Origin of the sequence: Tritonibacter scottomollicae, from assembly GCF_003003215.1 — a bacterium.
Classification (GTDB): domain Bacteria; phylum Pseudomonadota; class Alphaproteobacteria; order Rhodobacterales; family Rhodobacteraceae; genus Epibacterium; species Epibacterium scottomollicae.
This window is the reverse complement of the sequence record NZ_PVUF01000022.1, coordinates 19,610-36,595: the sequence shown is the minus strand read 5'-3', so window position 1 is coordinate 36,595 and position 16,986 is coordinate 19,610. Positions and strand designations below refer to the sequence as shown.

Annotated in this window: 11 protein-coding genes; 8 read left to right on the top strand and 3 right to left on the bottom strand. The window is 60.3% G+C overall.

Annotated elements, in window-relative coordinates:
- Positions 1-491: 491 nt before the first annotated feature.
- The gene (locus tag CLV89_RS20440) at positions 492-3,704 is read right to left on the bottom strand and encodes a 2Fe-2S iron-sulfur cluster-binding protein (RefSeq protein WP_106165467.1); all 3,213 of its coding nucleotides are present in this window, start codon (positions 3,702-3,704) and stop codon (positions 492-494) included.
- A 358-nt stretch (positions 3,705-4,062) separates the two neighbouring features.
- On the opposite strand from CLV89_RS20440, the gene CLV89_RS20435 reads away from it, so the two are divergent.
- The 7 genes from CLV89_RS20435 to CLV89_RS20405 all read left to right on the top strand — a co-directional run bounded on the left by CLV89_RS20435 (position 4,063) and on the right by CLV89_RS20405 (position 14,354).
- Complete coding sequence (locus tag CLV89_RS20435; RefSeq protein WP_106165466.1) at positions 4,063-5,250, top strand: efflux RND transporter periplasmic adaptor subunit; 1,188 nt, start codon at positions 4,063-4,065, stop codon at positions 5,248-5,250.
- A 3-nt stretch (positions 5,251-5,253) separates the two neighbouring features.
- Positions 5,254-8,370 carry an efflux RND transporter permease subunit gene (locus tag CLV89_RS20430; protein ID WP_106165465.1) on the top strand — a complete coding sequence of 1,039 codons (3,117 nt, stop codon included), beginning with the start codon at positions 5,254-5,256 and terminating at the stop codon, positions 8,368-8,370.
- 286 nt (positions 8,371-8,656) lie between these two features.
- Entirely contained in the window at positions 8,657-10,144 is a 1,488-nt protein-coding gene (locus tag CLV89_RS20425) for an FAD-binding oxidoreductase (protein WP_106165464.1), read from the top strand.
- Positions 10,141-10,551 carry a hypothetical protein gene (locus CLV89_RS20420; RefSeq protein ID WP_106165463.1) on the top strand — a complete coding sequence of 137 codons (411 nt, stop codon included), beginning with the start codon at positions 10,141-10,143 and terminating at the stop codon, positions 10,549-10,551. The genes CLV89_RS20425 and CLV89_RS20420 overlap by 4 nt, the downstream gene beginning before the upstream one ends.
- Before the next feature lie 5 nt (positions 10,552-10,556).
- On the top strand, positions 10,557-11,600 hold the full coding sequence (locus tag CLV89_RS20415; RefSeq protein WP_341477133.1) for a hypothetical protein: 1,044 nt from the start codon (positions 10,557-10,559) through the stop codon (positions 11,598-11,600).
- Entirely contained in the window at positions 11,590-11,880 is a 291-nt protein-coding gene (locus CLV89_RS20410; RefSeq protein WP_106165461.1) for a hypothetical protein, read from the top strand. The genes CLV89_RS20415 and CLV89_RS20410 overlap by 11 nt, the downstream gene beginning before the upstream one ends.
- 176 nt (positions 11,881-12,056) lie before the next feature.
- The gene (locus CLV89_RS20405; RefSeq protein ID WP_106165460.1) at positions 12,057-14,354 is read left to right on the top strand and encodes a right-handed parallel beta-helix repeat-containing protein; all 2,298 of its coding nucleotides are present in this window, start codon (positions 12,057-12,059) and stop codon (positions 14,352-14,354) included.
- Positions 14,355-14,434: 80 nt separating this feature from the next.
- Here the strand turns inward: CLV89_RS20405 and CLV89_RS20400 are convergent, their stop codons facing one another.
- A complete protein-coding gene (locus tag CLV89_RS20400; protein ID WP_106165459.1) occupies positions 14,435-15,574 on the bottom strand; it encodes a lytic murein transglycosylase in 1,140 nt (379 codons plus the stop codon).
- 379 nt (positions 15,575-15,953) lie between these two features.
- On the opposite strand from CLV89_RS20400, the gene CLV89_RS20395 reads away from it, so the two are divergent.
- Positions 15,954-16,205 (top strand): hypothetical protein, encoded by a 252-nt coding sequence (locus CLV89_RS20395; protein WP_106165458.1) that lies wholly within the window; start codon positions 15,954-15,956, stop codon positions 16,203-16,205.
- A 51-nt stretch (positions 16,206-16,256) separates the two neighbouring features.
- On the opposite strand, the gene CLV89_RS20390 is transcribed toward CLV89_RS20395, so the two are convergent.
- A complete protein-coding gene (locus CLV89_RS20390) occupies positions 16,257-16,922 on the bottom strand; it encodes a L,D-transpeptidase (protein WP_106165457.1) in 666 nt (221 codons plus the stop codon).
- Between the last annotated feature and the right edge of the window lie 64 nt (positions 16,923-16,986).

Here is a 16,986-nt window from a genome sequence, read left to right as displayed (position 1 = left end):
AAGAGCAAACACTCAGAGCCCAAAAGCAGACCGTCGCGCAAAACTAAGAGCGCCACCGCCTAATCAATCTCCGAAGTGCCCCAGTCTTCCCTGAGTGCCAAATCGTCTTTCCGACCCGTCAAAACCATCCGTTCCTGCGTCGCCGCCGCCCCGTCTAGTCTGTCACCGTAGCGCCTCAGCGCCGCCGGTAGAGGGGGTTCTAAGGTTAGACCCAATGAGCCGCAACCCCTTTTTTGACGTTTTTGCGAAAATCATCGTTATTTGTTTATTTTCAACACCTTACACTTGGCACCACCGTCAGGATTCACGCACAGAGGTGAGGGGATGACCTGCCTCACTGCGAGAGAAACAGATGCCCCCACCAGATATAGTAGACTCACCGCGAGCAAGCACCAAAACCGACGGGCATTTGCGACTCGCACATGGGGCAATCAGTGAATCGCAGAGATGATTCCAGAGATCTGCGTGGACGATGTACCGTCATCGGGTTCTCACAAATCGATTTCCAGCACCCCGTCGGGTTCCGCGGCACGTGATTGGCACAGCACAATGGCCCCTTCTCGCTGCGCCTTCGACAAGACAAAGTCCCGGTGCTCCACCTCCCCCGATACGAGACCACACTTGCACACACCGCAGATCCCATCGGCGCATTTCACATCCACATGGATACCGTGTTCCGCCAGAGCATCTGTGGCAGTCTGCTCGGCAGTGACGGCGATCTCTTTGCCGGACGCTGACAGCTTGAGAGTAAAGGGGTGGTTCTCATACTCTAGTTGCTCAGGCACCGAGAAGTATTCCAGGTGACGCGCCTCCTCCGGGAAGCCGGAGGCTTCGGCCCCGGCCATCACTGCATCCATGTAGGGGCCAGCCCCGCAGGTGTAGACATTCCAGCCAAGTTGGTAGCCAGACAAGATCTCGTCGAATTGCGCCCGTGTGCCCTCAGCAGAGATGTGGAGATGGACATTTTTAGCCCAAGGTACCTGGGCCAGGTCCCCCAGATACCCGCCCTGGTCACGGGATCTGATGGAGTAGTGAAGCTCGAACGCCCTCCCGAGCGCATGGAGGCGATGCGCCATGGCAATCATCGGGGTCACGCCGATGCCACCGCCCATCAGGAAGGTCTTTGTTGCCGCCTCATCCAAGGGGAAGTGATTGATGGGACGGGAAATGAAAATGCGCCGCCCCTCGGAAAAGATCCGATGCAGCAGCTTTGAGCCGCCGCGCCCAGCCTCCTCGCGCAGCACGCCGATCTGGTAGTGCGAACGATCAGCGGGATTTCCCGACATGGAATACTGGCGCAAAAATTCCGGAGCGACCACGATGTCCAGATGGGCGCCCGCGGTCCACGCTGGGAGTTCACCGCCATCGGCCGCACGGAATTCGTACTTTGTGATTCCCTCTGCCATGATCTCCGCCTTGGACACGATCACCTCCAGCACCGGGCTGTCACTGTCACTCTTATATATGTGGTCCCACTCGCCGCTCTCGCCCTTTGCCCGCCGCGTCTTGTACTCCTCGGCGGTGATCATGGCTTGATAGGCTTCGATCCCAGCCTCCCGGTCCATCGGGAAAGGATAGGGATAGGGGTGCGGGGCAAGGTTGGCGGGGTAGACCGCAAGTGTCTGATCTTCGTACCTGAGATCGAGATCTGTCTGCAGGCGACGCGCGTTCACCGGACAGCGGGTCGGGCGATAGGCTCCGTCCTCCTCCAGTTCGAGATCCCACCACCACTTCTTGGCAGGATTCATTTCACCATTGCCAAGCACATCGTCCAGCTTGGCCAAGGCGGGGGCAGCCTTGGGAATATTCATCGCCGCCCAGCGAAACGGCTTTTCGGCAAAGATCCCTTCCAGATTCCAAGGGCATGTCTTCATGCAACGCCCACACATTGCACCGCCGGGCGTGGTGATCCGATAGGTGGTGCATTTCTGACTGTCCGATTTCCAGATCTCATAGCCGTTGAACATCAGCTTCGGCCCGGCGGTGATTGCACCTGCAGGACACTCACGCGCGCATTTGTTGCAGGACTCGCAAAACGACTGCAGACCAAAATCGATCGGCAAATCATGTTCCATCGGCATGTCGGTGGTCACCACGCCGGACTTCAGCCGCGGACCGAGGAACGGGTTGAGGATCACCTCGCCGATGCGCGACACCTCCCCCAATCCAGACAATAGCAACAAGGGCGGCTGCAGGACCTCTCCGTCCATCACCGTATGCGCCTTCGCCTTGTAGCCCAGATTTCGGATCTGTCGTGCAATCACCCCGCCAAGCAGGGAAAAGCGCAGGTAGGCGCGCATGGACTGGGCCACCGCAATCCAGTCATCACCCGATGTGCCTTCGGTGGTGTCGAACCCCTGATCGACAATCATCGAGATCGCATGTGGATGATCAGGAGAGATCGGAGCCCCGGTGGCGTCATGGCTATACCAGGCCCAGTCTGGGCAGCGGCTGATACCAACAGCATCAATCCCCAGCCAGTAGGACGCCGCCTTGACCATATCTGCATTCCGTCTTGCATCGGTCGGGCGCGGCCCTGCAGCCGGGGCGCCGTCTTGAAGCAGGACAAAGGCACCCAGCATGCGGCGCTGCGCCATCGCCGGAGCCGCCTTGCGCACATAGTACCCACCGGTGGCCGCCTTCTGATTGCCCTTGCCCATGTCGCCGAACTGCGCCCTTGCAAACATGTCTGTCCGTTTTGGCACTCGGGCGACCCGCGCCTCATCAATATAGGTGGTGGGTGTCTCGACACGTTTCAGTGTTTCGAATGGATGTGGGCCATCTCGAAAGTCGCGGCTCCGGTAGGGATCGTCATTCAGGGCGGACCGTTCGGCCCCTGCCCCGACCCACCAACGCAAATCCCGCCCCTCGCGCCCAGGCTGTTGCACAAATGGGGCCAATGGCTGATCTTCGGCGAGCTCAAGGTCGGTGGTCACCACCGCGAGGCCAAATCGCTCCCCCAGATACGGCGCGACCAGCTGCCCGTCTTCCATACGCGCTATGCCAGCGGCGACGGCCAGCTGGTTCAGGTCGACGTCGGACGATGTCCCCGTATGTGCCTTGGCATCCCACCCCAGCAATCGAATGTAGTTCGCAAGCACCACTGCGGTTTCGGCACTGCGCAGGCAGGCGCGATGCGCCTCCGCCCCCTCGATCCAGTCACAGCCTGCCTCACCGGGCTTTGGATCACGCGGCATCTCGTACAGGAAGACGATCGCGTGTTTGTGCGCCCCGATCGTGGTTGGCGGAGCCTGCAGGGCTTCTTTCAGATCGGCCATGATCACGTCGATGCCAGAGGCCAGTGTCTTGGTCTGGCGTGTTTTCAAATCCTCGGCCAGCCGATCAATATCCGGATTGCGCCAGGGGCGTTGCAGTCGGGCGCCCTCGACCATCGGACCGATCCCCACCATTGCGGCGTCCGCAAAGTACCCAAACGCCTTGATATGCTCGGATCGCTCCTGCAGATCGTCTGGCACGTCGGCTCGTGCGCCGTTCACCAGACCATCGCGGATCGCATCCATCATCGCCTGATATTCGCACATCGCATTCACGATACTGGCCGGAACGTCGGGGCGGCGGAAGTTGAGCGCCACCGCGCGCGGTACGCCATCCAGATCCGCATGCGGAATACGTTTCAACCGCTCCAGCGGAAACGGACCCAGATGTACGGGTCGATGCCGCGAGGAAAAGAAACGAATGGACATGCTGGCTCTCCTGGAACGGCTGTGGCGGACGGCGACGACTGGGTCGCACCATCGGACATGCTAGAGCCACGCCCTGACGTCTGCAGGAATAACAGCTTGCTCGTGCCGCCAAGTGGCACGCGCAACCATCGCGTCGTGAGTTTGGCAGCCTAGGCGACGGCCGTTCGGCACGTATTCTGTGCAGAACTGTCATAGGCTTGTGTACAGCACCCTGATATGGTTGGAGAAATTTGAACCGTTTCCGATAACAGCCCTAGGCATGGAATTTCACGCCACTCAGGCGACAGAATTCCACACCCCAAGCGTACAAAATACAGACCGTCTGCGCGACGCCGCCTTCACAGTATCAAGGACATACATGGCCTATTCGTCACCCCGCTTCCCCGCAGCATTGAATTGGATCAGTGCGGGCGCCATTACCCTGTTGATGACCCTGCCCGCCGCAGCACAACCGACACCGGGCAGGGGCGGCCCTATCGCCGCCGGTATCATTCTGCTGAAAGAAGCACAGGTACCCTATTCCGTCACCTTGCCCGGCCGCGCCGTCGCCTATGAAGAAGTGGACATTCGGCCCCGTGTGGATGGCACCATTCGCGACATTATATATGAAGCCGGGCGCAAGGTCGAAAAAGGCGATGTCCTGTTCCGCATCGAGGGGGACACTTTCGAGGTTGATGTGGCCGCAGCCGAAGCCGAAGTTGCCCGCGCCAAAGCGGCGGTGACGGCAGCCGAGGCCACCCTGTCGCGCTACGAGCGGCTGCAAGGCACCGGGGTCACCATCGAGGACGTGGAAACCGCACGGGTTGCCGTGTTGCAAAACAAGGCAGAGCTCAGCTCTTCCCGTGCCGCACTGAAAATCGCACAGCTCAATCTCCAACGCACAGAAATTCAAAGCCCTATCACAGGCATCGCCGAAGTGCCCAACGTCTCGGTCGGCGCGGTGGTGACCGCCAACCAGTCAGATGCGCTGACGACGGTCACCCGGCTTGATCCGATCTACATTGATGTTGAAGAGTCCAGCAAACGCCTCGCCGAGGTTCGCGCCATGATCGAGGGCGGAACGTTGGAGCGTGGTGAAGACCTCGACCTCAGCCTGACGCTTGAGAATGGGGCGCAGTACGACCAGAAAGGCACGTTGGAGTCGCCCGGCACCCGGGTATCCACCACCACCGGGACGTTCGAATTCCGCATCCGCTTTGACAACCCGGAGCGGCGCTTGTTGCCTGGTCAATTCCTGCGGGTGAAGATCGAGTTGGGCACAACGCGCGCCGTGCTTGTCCCACAGGGCGCAACGGCCCGGGCTGCTGATGGCACCCTGACCGCATTTGTCGCAGTGGATGATATCGCCGAACAGCGCGAACTGACCGAACACGGCAGCTACAAGAATGCATGGATCGTCACCGACGGCATTTCCGCAGGCGAGGCGCTGATTGTAGATGGGCTGACATCCATGCGCGATGGCGCGTCGTTGAAGACCGTCCCGGTCAATATCTCCGATACCGGCGTCGTGACCGAACAAGCCGCTGACGACAGCGACGAGGGCTAAGACATGGGTCTCTTCTTTATCAAGCGCCCAGTCTTTGCATGGGTGCTCGCCCTCATGACCATGCTCATCGGGACATGGTCCGCGCTGACCCTGCCCGTGGCGCAGTATCCGGAGATCGCCCCCACCACGGTTCGGGTTTCAGCCAGCTACAACGGTGCCACGGCCGAGGCGGTGGAGAACTCCGTCACGCGGGTCATCGAGGATGCTATGACCGGCCTGGACGGCATGATCTATATGACCGCGCGCTCCTCCGAGGGGTCGGCGTCCATCCAGATTACCTTTGATGAGAGCGTCGAGCCGATCGACGCGCAGAACGAGGTCCAGACCAAGGTGTCGCAAGTCGAGGGCCAGCTGCCGACCGCTGTGCGCACTCAGGGCGTGACCGTTTCGCGATCCTCGTCCTCCATCCTGCTGGTCGGTGCCATCGTGGCAGAGAATGGACAATACTCCACCGTCCAGCTCGGCAACATCCTATCTGAACAGGTCGAAGGACCGATCCAACGCACTGAGGGGGTCGGCGGCGTCAGCATCTTTGGTTCCGGCTATGCCATGCGGATCTGGCTAGACCCCATTGCCCTGGCCCGGTTCCAGCTGACGCCACAGGACGTGGTCGGCGCAGTCGAAGAACAGAACACCACCGTTTCGGTCGGCTCCCTCGGCAGCCAGCCGACTCTCACGGGTCAGCAGTTCAACGCCACGATCACGGCACAGAGCCAGATGACCACCGTCGAGGAATTTGAGCAGATCCTGCTCAAGGCCGATGAAAGCGGCGGAACTGTGCATCTGGCAGATGTGGCGCGCGTGGAGATCGGCCAGGAGAGCTACGGCGGCGACTCGCGTTTTTCCGGCAAGAACGCGACTGGGTTCGGCGTGAACCTCGCCACGGGTGCAAACGCGGTGGACACGGCCGCCGCGGTGCGCGCGACACTGGATCGCCTTGCCCCCTCCCTGCCAGAGGGCGTCGAGTTCGAAATCGCCTATGACACTTCGCCCTTTGTCGAGTTGTCGATCGAACAGGTCTACCACACGCTGATAGAAGCGGTCGTTCTGGTGTTTCTGGTGCTGTTGCTGTTCCTGCAAAGCTGGCGGGCAACGCTGATCCCGCTGATCGCCGTGCCGGTGGTTTTGCTCGGGACATTTGCCGTCCTGCAGATCGGTGGCTTCTCCATCAATACCCTGACCATGTTCGCCATGGTGCTCGCGATCGGACTGCTGGTTGATGATGCCATTGTGGTGGTGGAAAACGTTGAACGCCTGATGGAGGACGAAGGCCTGTCCTCACGTGAAGCGACCCAGAAGAGCATGGGGCAAATCACCTCTGCACTGCTGGGGATCAACGTGGTACTCGCGGCGGTCTTCTTGCCGATGGCGTTTTTCGGCGGGTCCACCGGGGTGATCTACCGCCAGTTCTCTGTCACCATGGTCACAGCGATGACATTGTCCCTCTGCGTTGCGATCATCCTGTCGCCACCAATGTCTGCCCGCCTTCTGAAGCCAAAGGAAGGCGAACCTCGTTTCGCCCCCTTCCGGTGGTTCAATGCGCTCGTCAATCGCGGCATCACCGGGTACGGCGCTGGGGTCAAAGGCACGCTGCGGATGCCAGTATTGATGCCGCTCGCCCTCGTTGCGGTGTTGGTCGGGGCCTATATGGTGAACAATCGTCTCACCACATCCTTCATCCCGACCGAGGATCAGGGCGTGCTTCTGACCGTCGTCACGCTTCCCGAGGGGGCGACAACCGCGCAGACGACCGCAACCGTGGAAAAACTGGAGGCGTTCTTCCTGACGGACGAAGCCGATGCGGTGGAAAGCACGTTTGCCGCATTGGGGTTCGGCTTTTCCGGCAGTGGGCAGAACCGCGCCATGGTTTTTGTAAAACTCAAAAGCTTTGACGAGCGTGACGGACAGGCCCAACTCGCAGCCGCACAAGTGGCGCAACGGGCCAATATTGCCTTCAGTCAGCTGCGAGACGGGCAGATCTTCGTCCTGCAACCCCCGGCCATTCGAGGGCTCGGCAACAGTGGTGGCTTTGAGATGTATCTGGTCGACCAGTCCGGCGCCGGCTCCGACGCCCTTCAGGCTGCAGCGGAACAATTGGTCGCAAATGCCGAGCAGAGCGATCGCGTGGTCAACCTCAGCGCCAATGGCACCGAGAAGGACAGCGCCCTGAAAATCACGATTGATCGTGCCAAGGCCGAGAGTTTCGGCCTGACCTTGTCCGAGGTCAACGGCATGTTGTCCGTGATCTTCGCAGGATCCGAGGTCAATGATTTCGAGCTTGGCGCAGCATTGCGCCCGGTCATCGTGCAGGGCGATGCACCCTACCGCATGCAGACCGAAGACGTCTTTGACTGGTATGCGCGCAACGCCGCCGGAGAAATGGTGCCATTCTCGGCCTTCATGTCCACCTCCTGGGAGCCCGTCGCCCCCACGCTGGAACGCTACGGCGCAACCTCAGCCCTGCAGATTTCCGGATCGCCGGGGAGCAGCTACAGCTCTGGCACGGCAATGGCGGAGATGGAGGCATTGGTGGCCGACCTGGACGGAGGATACGCGGCGGCCTGGACCGGCCTCAGCTATCAGGAACGCCAATCCGGCGATCAGGCACCGATCCTCTACGCAATCTCCGCGCTGGTCGTCTTTCTGGCACTGGCCGCTCTCTACGAGAGCTGGTCGATCCCGCTAGCGGTGATGCTGGCGGTGCCGGTGGGCATTCTCGGAGCGCTGTTTGCAGCCTGGATCTTTGGTCAGTCGAATGACGTCTACTTCAAGGTGGGTATGCTGACCACGATCGGACTCGCGGCACGAAACGCCATCCTGATCGTGGAATTTGCAGAGGATCTGCGGCGCACCGGCATGACCATTGCCGATGCCGCAATCGAAGCGGCCCGTCTACGGTTGCGCCCGATCCTGATGACCGCTTTGACGTTCATACTCGGGGTGCTGCCCCTCGCCCTTGCAACCGGCGCAGGGGCAGCATCGCAAAACGCCATCGGTATCGGGGTAATCGGCGGGATGGTGGCTTCCACCTTCCTTGGAATTTTCATGGTTCCTGCATTCTACGTCCTGATCATGCGGATTACGCGCAAGCTGACGGGTGTCGATATCGGCGCTGTCTGACCACAATCCGGTGCGCCTTCACTGGCGCGCCGGAAACACACACTCCGCCTGCGGGCTGGTGATGGCAACCGCCGAAGCTGACAATACAAGTACACTCCACGATCAAACCGACCGAGCAATACGCCCCTTTGCGATGCAAACGGCATTGATCCTCAGACTACGGCTCGTCATACACTGAGCTGAGTTGATCACGATCCCGGTCCGAAACGCCGGGAACCATTTTACAAAACACACATTCAATTGCTGTCCTGTCCCTTCACACTCCGGCAGCGGGAGAGATGAATTGATGAGATCACTGTCCAGAAGAGCGGCACTGCTCGCAATAGGCGGCGCTGCCGGTTGGGGCCTGTCACGTTGGTTGAGCCCCAACCTGCCCGTATACGACGGCACGGCGCGCATCCCGGTACCAACCGGGCAGAATATACTGAATGATGCTAGTGGGCTGTCGGCCACCCCGATCCACAAACATCTGGTGATGCAGGACGACGCCGGAGAGGCATTGGTGTCCTCAATCCGCGCCGAATTGGTGCAGGCGAGGACCGAGGGGAGACCGCTCAACGTCGGCGCCGCGCGTCATTCGATGGGAGGACAAGCGATCCCGTGTGAGGGCACCGCTGTCACTTTCGACAATGGGTCAGTCGAGATTGATAGCTCCAACGGTATCTACCGGGTCCATGCCGGTGCACGATGGTCGCAGGTGATCTCCGCGCTCGATCCTCAGGGCTGGTCGCCAAAGGTCATGCAATCCAACAACGATTTCGGTGCGGCCGCGACATTCTCCGTGAACGCCCATGGCTGGCCTGTGCCCTTCGGGCCGATGGGATCCACCGTGCGTGCGCTGCGGATGATCTTGCCATCGGGCGATCTGGTGACTTGCTCGCCGTCCGAGAATGCAGAGCTTTTCAACATGGCCATGGGCGGTTACGGACTGATTGGTGTCATCGTCGATCTGGACGTGGAGATGGTGAAAAACACCCGCCTGACCCCGACCTTCGATGTGCTGGACGCCAGCGCATTTGCCAGCGCCTTTCGCGAGGCCATCGAAGATCCCTCCGTGACTATGGCCTACGGCCGCCTCAACGTGGAACGCGCCAACTTCTTTCAGAAGGCCCTGCTGGTCAGCTATCGCGAAACCCAGGATCAGTTGGATTTGCCCGCCGCCGCCGGCTCTGGCTGGATGTCCCATGCCGCGAGCCGACTATACCGGGCGCAGCTGGGCGACGAGGCCTTCAAATCGTTCCGCTGGTGGAACGAAACCCGCCTTGGACCAATGCTCGGGGCGGGAGATGCGACCCGGAACACACTCATCAATGAACCTGTCGTCACGCTGGACGACCGTGACCCTGATCGCACTGATATCCTGCATGAATATTTCGTGGGCTTTGACGCGTTCGACGGCTTTCTGGAGGCATGCCGCGAGGTGATACCTGCCTCCTATCAGGAGTTTCTGAACGTGACTCTGCGCTACGTCGCGCAGGACGATCAAAGCACGCTGTCGTATGCGACAGAGCCGCGGATCGCAGCTGTCATGTCCTTCAGCCAGGAACTGACACATCGCGCAGAGGCCGACATGGCCCGGATGACCAGAGCGCTGATTGACCGGATCGTCGCGATAGGTGGTGCATATTACCTGCCCTACCGCCCCCATGCGACGGTGGAGCAGTTTGTTGCCTCCTATCCCAAAGCCGAGGTATTCGCGCAAGACAAACGGAGACTGGACCCGCAACTTGTCCTCCGCAACACTCTCTGGGACAGCTATCTGGATTTGATATGACCATTCTGCAAAAACTCTCGCTGGGGTATTTCGTGGCGTTGATGATCGCCGCGTCCCTGAACTACATCCCCGGTCTGACCGACGAGGCTGGCCTGGCATTCGGCATTTTTGCGCTCGATATCTACGATGACGCGCTGCATGTGGCCTCCGCCCTCTGGGCGCTTGTGGCAGGTTTGCTGTCCCACCGCGCGGCGCGGAGCTTCTTGATCCTGTTCGGGTTTGCCTATCTCGGGGACGGTGTCTTTGGGTTTTTCACAGGCTACGGATATCTCGACCTTGGGATCTTTACCAATGGGTCGCTCGGCATGGACCTGTCGGTTCGCCGCGTCCTCGCCAACCTGCCGCATCTGGCGCTCGGAGGGGTGGCCGTCTGGGCCGGGCTGCGAAACTCAGGTGAGACAAAGTGAACTCAGTGTGGAGATGGTTCAGGCGGCTGATCGTAATTTGCCTGGTTCTGGTGCTCGGCCTCGGCGCGCCCGTGGCCTATGTCGAAACCATGTGCCAGAGCGACGCCCGCCCTCAGCCCTATGCGGCGTTGATAGCCCCGGCGCACCACCGTCCCGAAACGCGCAGCCTCATGACCTATCCGGAGTGGTACATTGTCCACGCCTATGAAGACTATGCCGAGGTTTTGCGCGACGGGGATCCCCACGATTACAGCTACTTGCGCAGCATCGGCGGCTTCTGGACCTCCCTCTGCGCCATCACCGGCGAAGCCTCCGCCCATGGCGAAATTGATCGCGGCACAAAGCAGATGGTGTATGTGATCGGCACAAGTTTCACTGCGGAACTGGCGCTAAAGGCCGCCTACGAAGAAACACTGGGGCGGCTGTTCGCCTGGTTGCGCGGCCCGCGCCCTACCCCACTCGACAAGCTGTCCGCGCGACAGGCGGCAGAGTATGCAGCGTTCCTGCAGCAAGTGCCCTGGTATAAATGGTCTTTTCGTGCGGACGCCGAGGCGCTCCGGGCCCAGTCCACCGCGGCGCTGCGAGACACGGAACGCCGACTGGCGCTGGGTTTGGAATACCGGGCCAAGGCGGCATATGCCGATGTGATCGCGCAGGCTGTGGCCCAGGTTGGACAGGATGAAGTGACACTGCGAATGATCGTTACCGGCGCCTCCCCGACACAGTTCGCGCGCTATGACGGTGTCACGGTGATCAAGGCGCGCCCCGAGGGGATCGAAATCGAAACACCGCGTTATCGCGCCCTTACCCGGCTTCTGATGAGAATGGCGAGCGATGGCATCGACGTGATCGAAATCGCCGGGAATGACGACATCCTTCTCACCGCGATCTCCGATCAGCCTGGCGAACCAGGATCGCTTCTCAGCCGACAACGACAGGGGTTTGATGACTATCGTCACCTGATCACGCTAGACGTCACCGAACTCATGCAGCGACTGCGGCAGATGGAGCAGACCAGCCTGACGCTGGAGCATATCCATGACTATTAAGTCACTTGCGCGCGCCTTGCCCCTGCTCTTGGTTGGCTGGATGTCCATCCTTGTTATAATCGCGCTCCTCACGGATGATGCACCAGCATATGTGGTGCTCTTACCCAGCGCGGCGCTTCTGAATGACCTGCCCGACACCACGTCGATCATTGCGGCTTCCTCCTACAGTGTCACACTTGCCTCTGACCAGTCAGGGGTCGCGCGCGCACTCTACGGCAGCGGGGCCTGGCTTGTCCTGCCCGCGGGCCTGCCTGGGTGCCTGCCATTGCCCCAACAGTGAACTGACGCACTGGCTCTGATCGACCTTCCGGTCACAAGGCAACCGCCGCAAGCACCTGTCTTTGAAATGTTTTTGTCAAACAGTCGCATTGTGTGTCGGGGTCAAAGTCAATATCAGGCGGGCTGCCACACCCAGCCAAATGTCCAGCTCGGCCAAAACCTACGGACACTCACCAAATGACTTTGCGTCTCACAGCCCTGTCAGGGCTGTCCCTTATGCTGGCCACAACTGCCGTATCGGCCGCCGACCTGCAAATTTACCATCAAGACGGGCTGCAAGGCGGTCTCGCACTGACCTTCCCTTTGTCCGTGCGCGACAACAGCGCAACCATTGCGCGTCTCTCTTTCGCGCGTGACGACAATTCCCACTCTGCATTCAGTCTCGAAGCGATGCGCCGCACCAATTTGGCAAATGGCTGGATGATTGGCACCGGGATCTTTGCGGACAGTTCTGCAGATGACATGGGCAACCGATTTGGCCAGGTCGGCCTGAGCGGCGAGCTGCAACACGGCGTGTTTCAGGCGCGTCTGAATGCCTACGTTCCTGTTGGTACCAAGAACCGCAGCGACAGCCGATTTGACTCTTTGGCAGAAATGGACGGAACAATCCGCTTCAGAAGCGGTCGCAGCCTTGCCCTCAAAGGCGCGGATATGGAACTTGGGGCCCGCATCCAATTTGCCTCTCTTGGCGGCGGCAGTTTTGGCCTTTTCGGCGGCGGCTTCTCTTTTGAACATTCAGACGGTGCCTCCTACAGCGGCGCCACGGCCCGCGCGGAAGTGGCATTGGACAACCTGTTTGGGACGCGATCTGGCGCGCGTGTTCGGGCCGGCCTGCGTGCGGACCGAAGCTCCGGCAGCACCGACACCAGCGCCTATGCCGCACTGACGATCCCCTTTGGGTCGAATGCACGGTCTTCCAACGCCACCTCAGCCGGTGGCTTTGGCGCCAACCGCTTGACCCGCGATGTGGAACGCCGACGCCGGGTGACAACACGCTCCGGCGCATTTGGCCCGGTCGAGGCGGTCAGCCTGGCAGGGCAAGCCCTCGGTCGTTTTGCCCGAATAGATGCAGGAGGTAACTTGCAGGAGGCCCTGGTCGGTACCGGCGAAAACGGGCTGGTCTTTGCATCCGGCGATTTCACGACCTCGGGGCTTGTTCTGTCCGAGGGACAAACACTCGTCGGCGGCGGCGGCTCGGTGGTGTTGCAGGCCGAAAGCGGACGTCAGATACGGATGGCCAACAGAGGCGCGCCAACCACCCTGCAAGAGAGCAGCGCCATGGCACCAGCCGGGTCCGGCGCCGCCGTCGCGCTGCTGACAATGGCAGATGACAGCCGGGCGCAAAGCCTTACGCTTTCTGGCGGAGACCAAGGCATCACCGCCAGCAATGTCGATGGTTTCCACATCGCTGATGTGGCTATTTCTGGCAGCCGGGGTGATGCCATTCACCTGTCGAATGTCAGCAATGCCAGCTTCACCGACCTTTCCATCGCCAATGTGGGCGGCAACGGGTTCTCCGCAACCGGAGGCACGCATATCGCTGTGACCGGTGCACAGATCACGGCGCCCGGCGAAAACGGCTTTCTGCTCCGTAGCGTAGGAAACTTCAGCTTGAGCCAGGCGCGGCTGAGTGACATGCCGACCTGTGAGGACAACACCCTGTGTGAGTTCAGCGTTTACAATCCAAGCTCGGTTCCGAATTCCGGGATCAATGCGATCGGCCTTACGGATGCGCGCTTTGATGGCATTCGCATGGATGACGTGACCTATGGCTTCTTTCTCGCCTCGGATATCAGCACCGAAAGCGGTGACTACACAGTGGTCGCCGCTTCCACCGGATTGGAGTTGAACGACATCACCATTACCAACAGCCGCCGCGAGGCAATTCTGGCTGTGGGCGTCGATGGATTGAACATGACCAATGTGGTTCTGGACAACAGTCAACAGGGCAGTGACATGGATCTGGTTGTCATGCAGTCAAGCGGACAGGTCAGTATCGATGGTGCGGTACTGACCGGCGGGATCAACGGGCTGATGTTCGTCGACGCCCTCAGGCTGGATGGCATCACAGAAGACATGAGCTTCCGCAATATCGTGATCAACGACACCAGCCGTGCGGGCGTGTTCCTCAACCCGGTGCAGAATATCGACTTTGAAAACATAGAGATCAACAACGCAGGGACCCATGGCATATTCATGCTGGGAGACAGCTGGGGCTTCAACGGTGGGGCAATCCGGGATGTGACCTTTGCGGATACAACCATAAACGCTGCCACAACAGCAGGTGTGAATTTCTATGGGCCGGTCACCAATGTCACTGGCGAGATCACTGTCGCCAACAGCCCAGCCGGATGCAGCGCAGACACCAGCTCCTGGTCCGGCACCAGCATCACCAACGACGCGGGCGGCGACCTGTCGATCAACGGCACGGTGATGACCAATAGCACGCTCGGTGATTGCGCCGCACCATACTAAGGACCGACCGCCATTTACGGCCCCTCAAGCGTAGCGATCCGGCGGTATGACCACCGCCGGATCACAAGCAAAGAGCTAGGTCAGCCCAACCGGCGCAACAGCTCCAAGGAAGGCTCTCCCGTTACCGGCAAGCCCTGTCGCTGTTGATAGGCACTGATGGCCTCTCGGGTCTTTGGTCCAATCACGCCATCTGCACCGCCGGTTCCAAATCCGCTGGACGTCAATCCTCGCTGCAGGGCGATACGGTCATCTTTTGTCAGACCGTATTTGTCCGGTGGGAAACTGCCACGCAGTGGACCACGACCTGCAATACGGTCAGACAGGTGTCCAACTCCGATCGCATAAGCATCCGAATTATTATAGCGTTTCAGAGCGCGGAAGTTTGCGGTTGTCGAGAACTTTGGCCCTCCGGCTTGCGGCTGGATGACAGTTCCTGCAGGCGCGTTTGCCCCTGCCTCGCCCCCCCAGGCCAGCCCCGTTTGCCACCCATTGCGCGACAGATAGGCCGCCGTGGACGCCAAGGAGTCGCTCGGGTCGTCGGACCAGATGTCCTTGCGCCCGTCGCCGGTGAAATCGACCGCAAACGACAGATACGACGTGGGAATGAACTGGGTGTGGCCCATCGCTCCCGCCCAGCTCCCTGTCAAGTCACGCGGCGCGACATGCCCCCCTTCGAGGATCTTGAGGGCCGCAATCAACTGTTTTTCAAACAGCTGCCCACGACGGCCATCATAGGCCAGCGTCGAAGTGGCCGAGACAACGGGTACATTGCCGCGTCGCTCGCCAAAAAAGCTCTCAAGCCCCCAAATGGCCGTCACGACATGCGCCTCGACCCCGTATTTCCGCTCGATAGCCGCCAGCGTCGAGCGATGACGTGCGTAGGCAGCACGCCCCTTGCTGACCCGCTCATCAGAGACTGCGATGGACAAATAATCCTCTAGCGTGCGCTTGAATTCGGTTTGGTTGCGATCCCGTTTCACGACACCGGGAAGGTAGCCCGTGCCCCGAAAGGCCGCCGACAGCAGATCTCGTGAAAAGCCCTGGCTCACCGCGCGCTCTCGGAAACTCGCGACCCAGCTGTCGTACCCTGCATTCCGTGCCGGGCGCAGATCATCGGCAAGCCCTGACGGCACGGGTCCGCTTGTCGTACTGACACCGCTACAGCCCGCCAATCCGAAGGCAGCGGCAATAGCGCCGAATTGTCGTCTGTTCATAGACATGATTCATCCTCTGCTGGTCTCACGTACAGGTTGCAGGAATTCGCTCATGCCGCAACCAAATGGCCTGAACCCGGCAGGCCTATCGGCGCCAAACGTCCTATCCTGGGCCGGCCTCACGCACCAAAGCGGCTCCACGGACGCTTCGCGGAGCGTTTGGGCGGCATGGAAAAAGCGGATATTGCGCCTCCTGCGTGAGTTCTGTCAAATCGAGCGCCACCACCGCGCCCATCAGAAGGCAGGAACAGACCACAAGGCACAACCTGACCGGAGCAAGCACCATGCCCGCAAACCATCGTAGCAAGACGCGAACACGTTGCCGTCTCTGTCTTGCGGTGTCAGTATGGCTGTAGAACAGAATTATGCATAGCAGAGGTCTAATGTGGCACGTCAGATAGGTTTCATCTTGGTCGCCGGACTGGTGTTGGGCGCATGCACAGCGCCTGGCGGTACCGTCGGCAATGTTCCCGAAGCAGTGGCCACGCTTGCGGGCCCGAACCAGAACCTCGCAACCGCGCGTGTGCTGCCCGAAGATGGCTGCTACTGGTACATGCACAATGGTCAGGTGGAAACCACGCTGCTGCCACTGCGTACCGCGAGCGGCAACCCGATCTGCGTCGCGCGCGAGGGCTGAGGACGCGCTGCCCTGACAAGTCTCGGGGCAGCAGCAGTCTCAACTCATATGTCAGCTTTGTGCCGTGGCATATTTTTCTGCGGCATAAAGATGGGCGGTCGAGCCGACCCTGACGTTCGGATAAAGGTCGTTGATATGCGCCATGACCATCCGCACGCAGCCCGAGCTTGCGCGTCCGCCGATCGAGCGCGGATGCGGGGTGCCGTGAATGCGTAGATAGGTGTCCCGGTTGCCGACAAAGAGATAGAGCGCACGCGAGCCCAGCGCGTTGCGCGGCCCCGGATCCATCCCGTCAGCAAATTGCTCATAGGCCGCAGGATCACGCTTGATCATGCTCGGCGTTGGTGTCCAGGTCGGCCATTCAACCTTGCGGCGGATGGTATAAGTGCCCGGCTCGTAGAGGTTGCCCTTGGCGATCGCCACGCCATAGCGCATCGCGGTGCCCTCCTCTTCGATATGATAGAGGTACCGGGCCACCGCATCGACGTGGATGTCACCGGGCACCAACCCATCATTGGCCTCCACGCGCTGCGGCAGGAAGCGTGGGTGAAAGCCCCAAGGGTTAGTGGTCGCAGGATCATACCCCGCCGGTGTCACCTGTGCATCCCATGCAGCCTTGCGGGCAGCCGAGGGACGTCCACTCGCCAAAGCAGGTCCAGCTATCGGCGCTGAAAACAGGGCAGCCGAGGTCAAAATAAAGTGTCGTCTTGTCAACATCGCGTCAAACTCCGTTCTCCGGGATACACCCTCGCCAATCCGGTCTCTCGGGAAAACGGCGCAA

Coding starts and splice junctions, on each gene's coding strand:
- CLV89_RS20440 (WP_106165467.1), bottom strand. CDS start 3,704: ATGTCCATTCGTTTCTTTTCCTCGCGGCATCGACCCGTACATCTGGGT.
- CLV89_RS20435 (WP_106165466.1), top strand. CDS start 4,063: ATGGCCTATTCGTCACCCCGCTTCCCCGCAGCATTGAATTGGATCAGT.
- CLV89_RS20430 (WP_106165465.1), top strand. CDS start 5,254: ATGGGTCTCTTCTTTATCAAGCGCCCAGTCTTTGCATGGGTGCTCGCC.
- CLV89_RS20425 (WP_106165464.1), top strand. CDS start 8,657: ATGAGATCACTGTCCAGAAGAGCGGCACTGCTCGCAATAGGCGGCGCT.
- CLV89_RS20420 (WP_106165463.1), top strand. CDS start 10,141: ATGACCATTCTGCAAAAACTCTCGCTGGGGTATTTCGTGGCGTTGATG.
- CLV89_RS20410 (WP_106165461.1), top strand. CDS start 11,590: ATGACTATTAAGTCACTTGCGCGCGCCTTGCCCCTGCTCTTGGTTGGC.
- CLV89_RS20405 (WP_106165460.1), top strand. CDS start 12,057: ATGACTTTGCGTCTCACAGCCCTGTCAGGGCTGTCCCTTATGCTGGCC.
- CLV89_RS20400 (WP_106165459.1), bottom strand. CDS start 15,574: ATGTCTATGAACAGACGACAATTCGGCGCTATTGCCGCTGCCTTCGGA.
- CLV89_RS20390 (WP_106165457.1), bottom strand. CDS start 16,922: ATGTTGACAAGACGACACTTTATTTTGACCTCGGCTGCCCTGTTTTCA.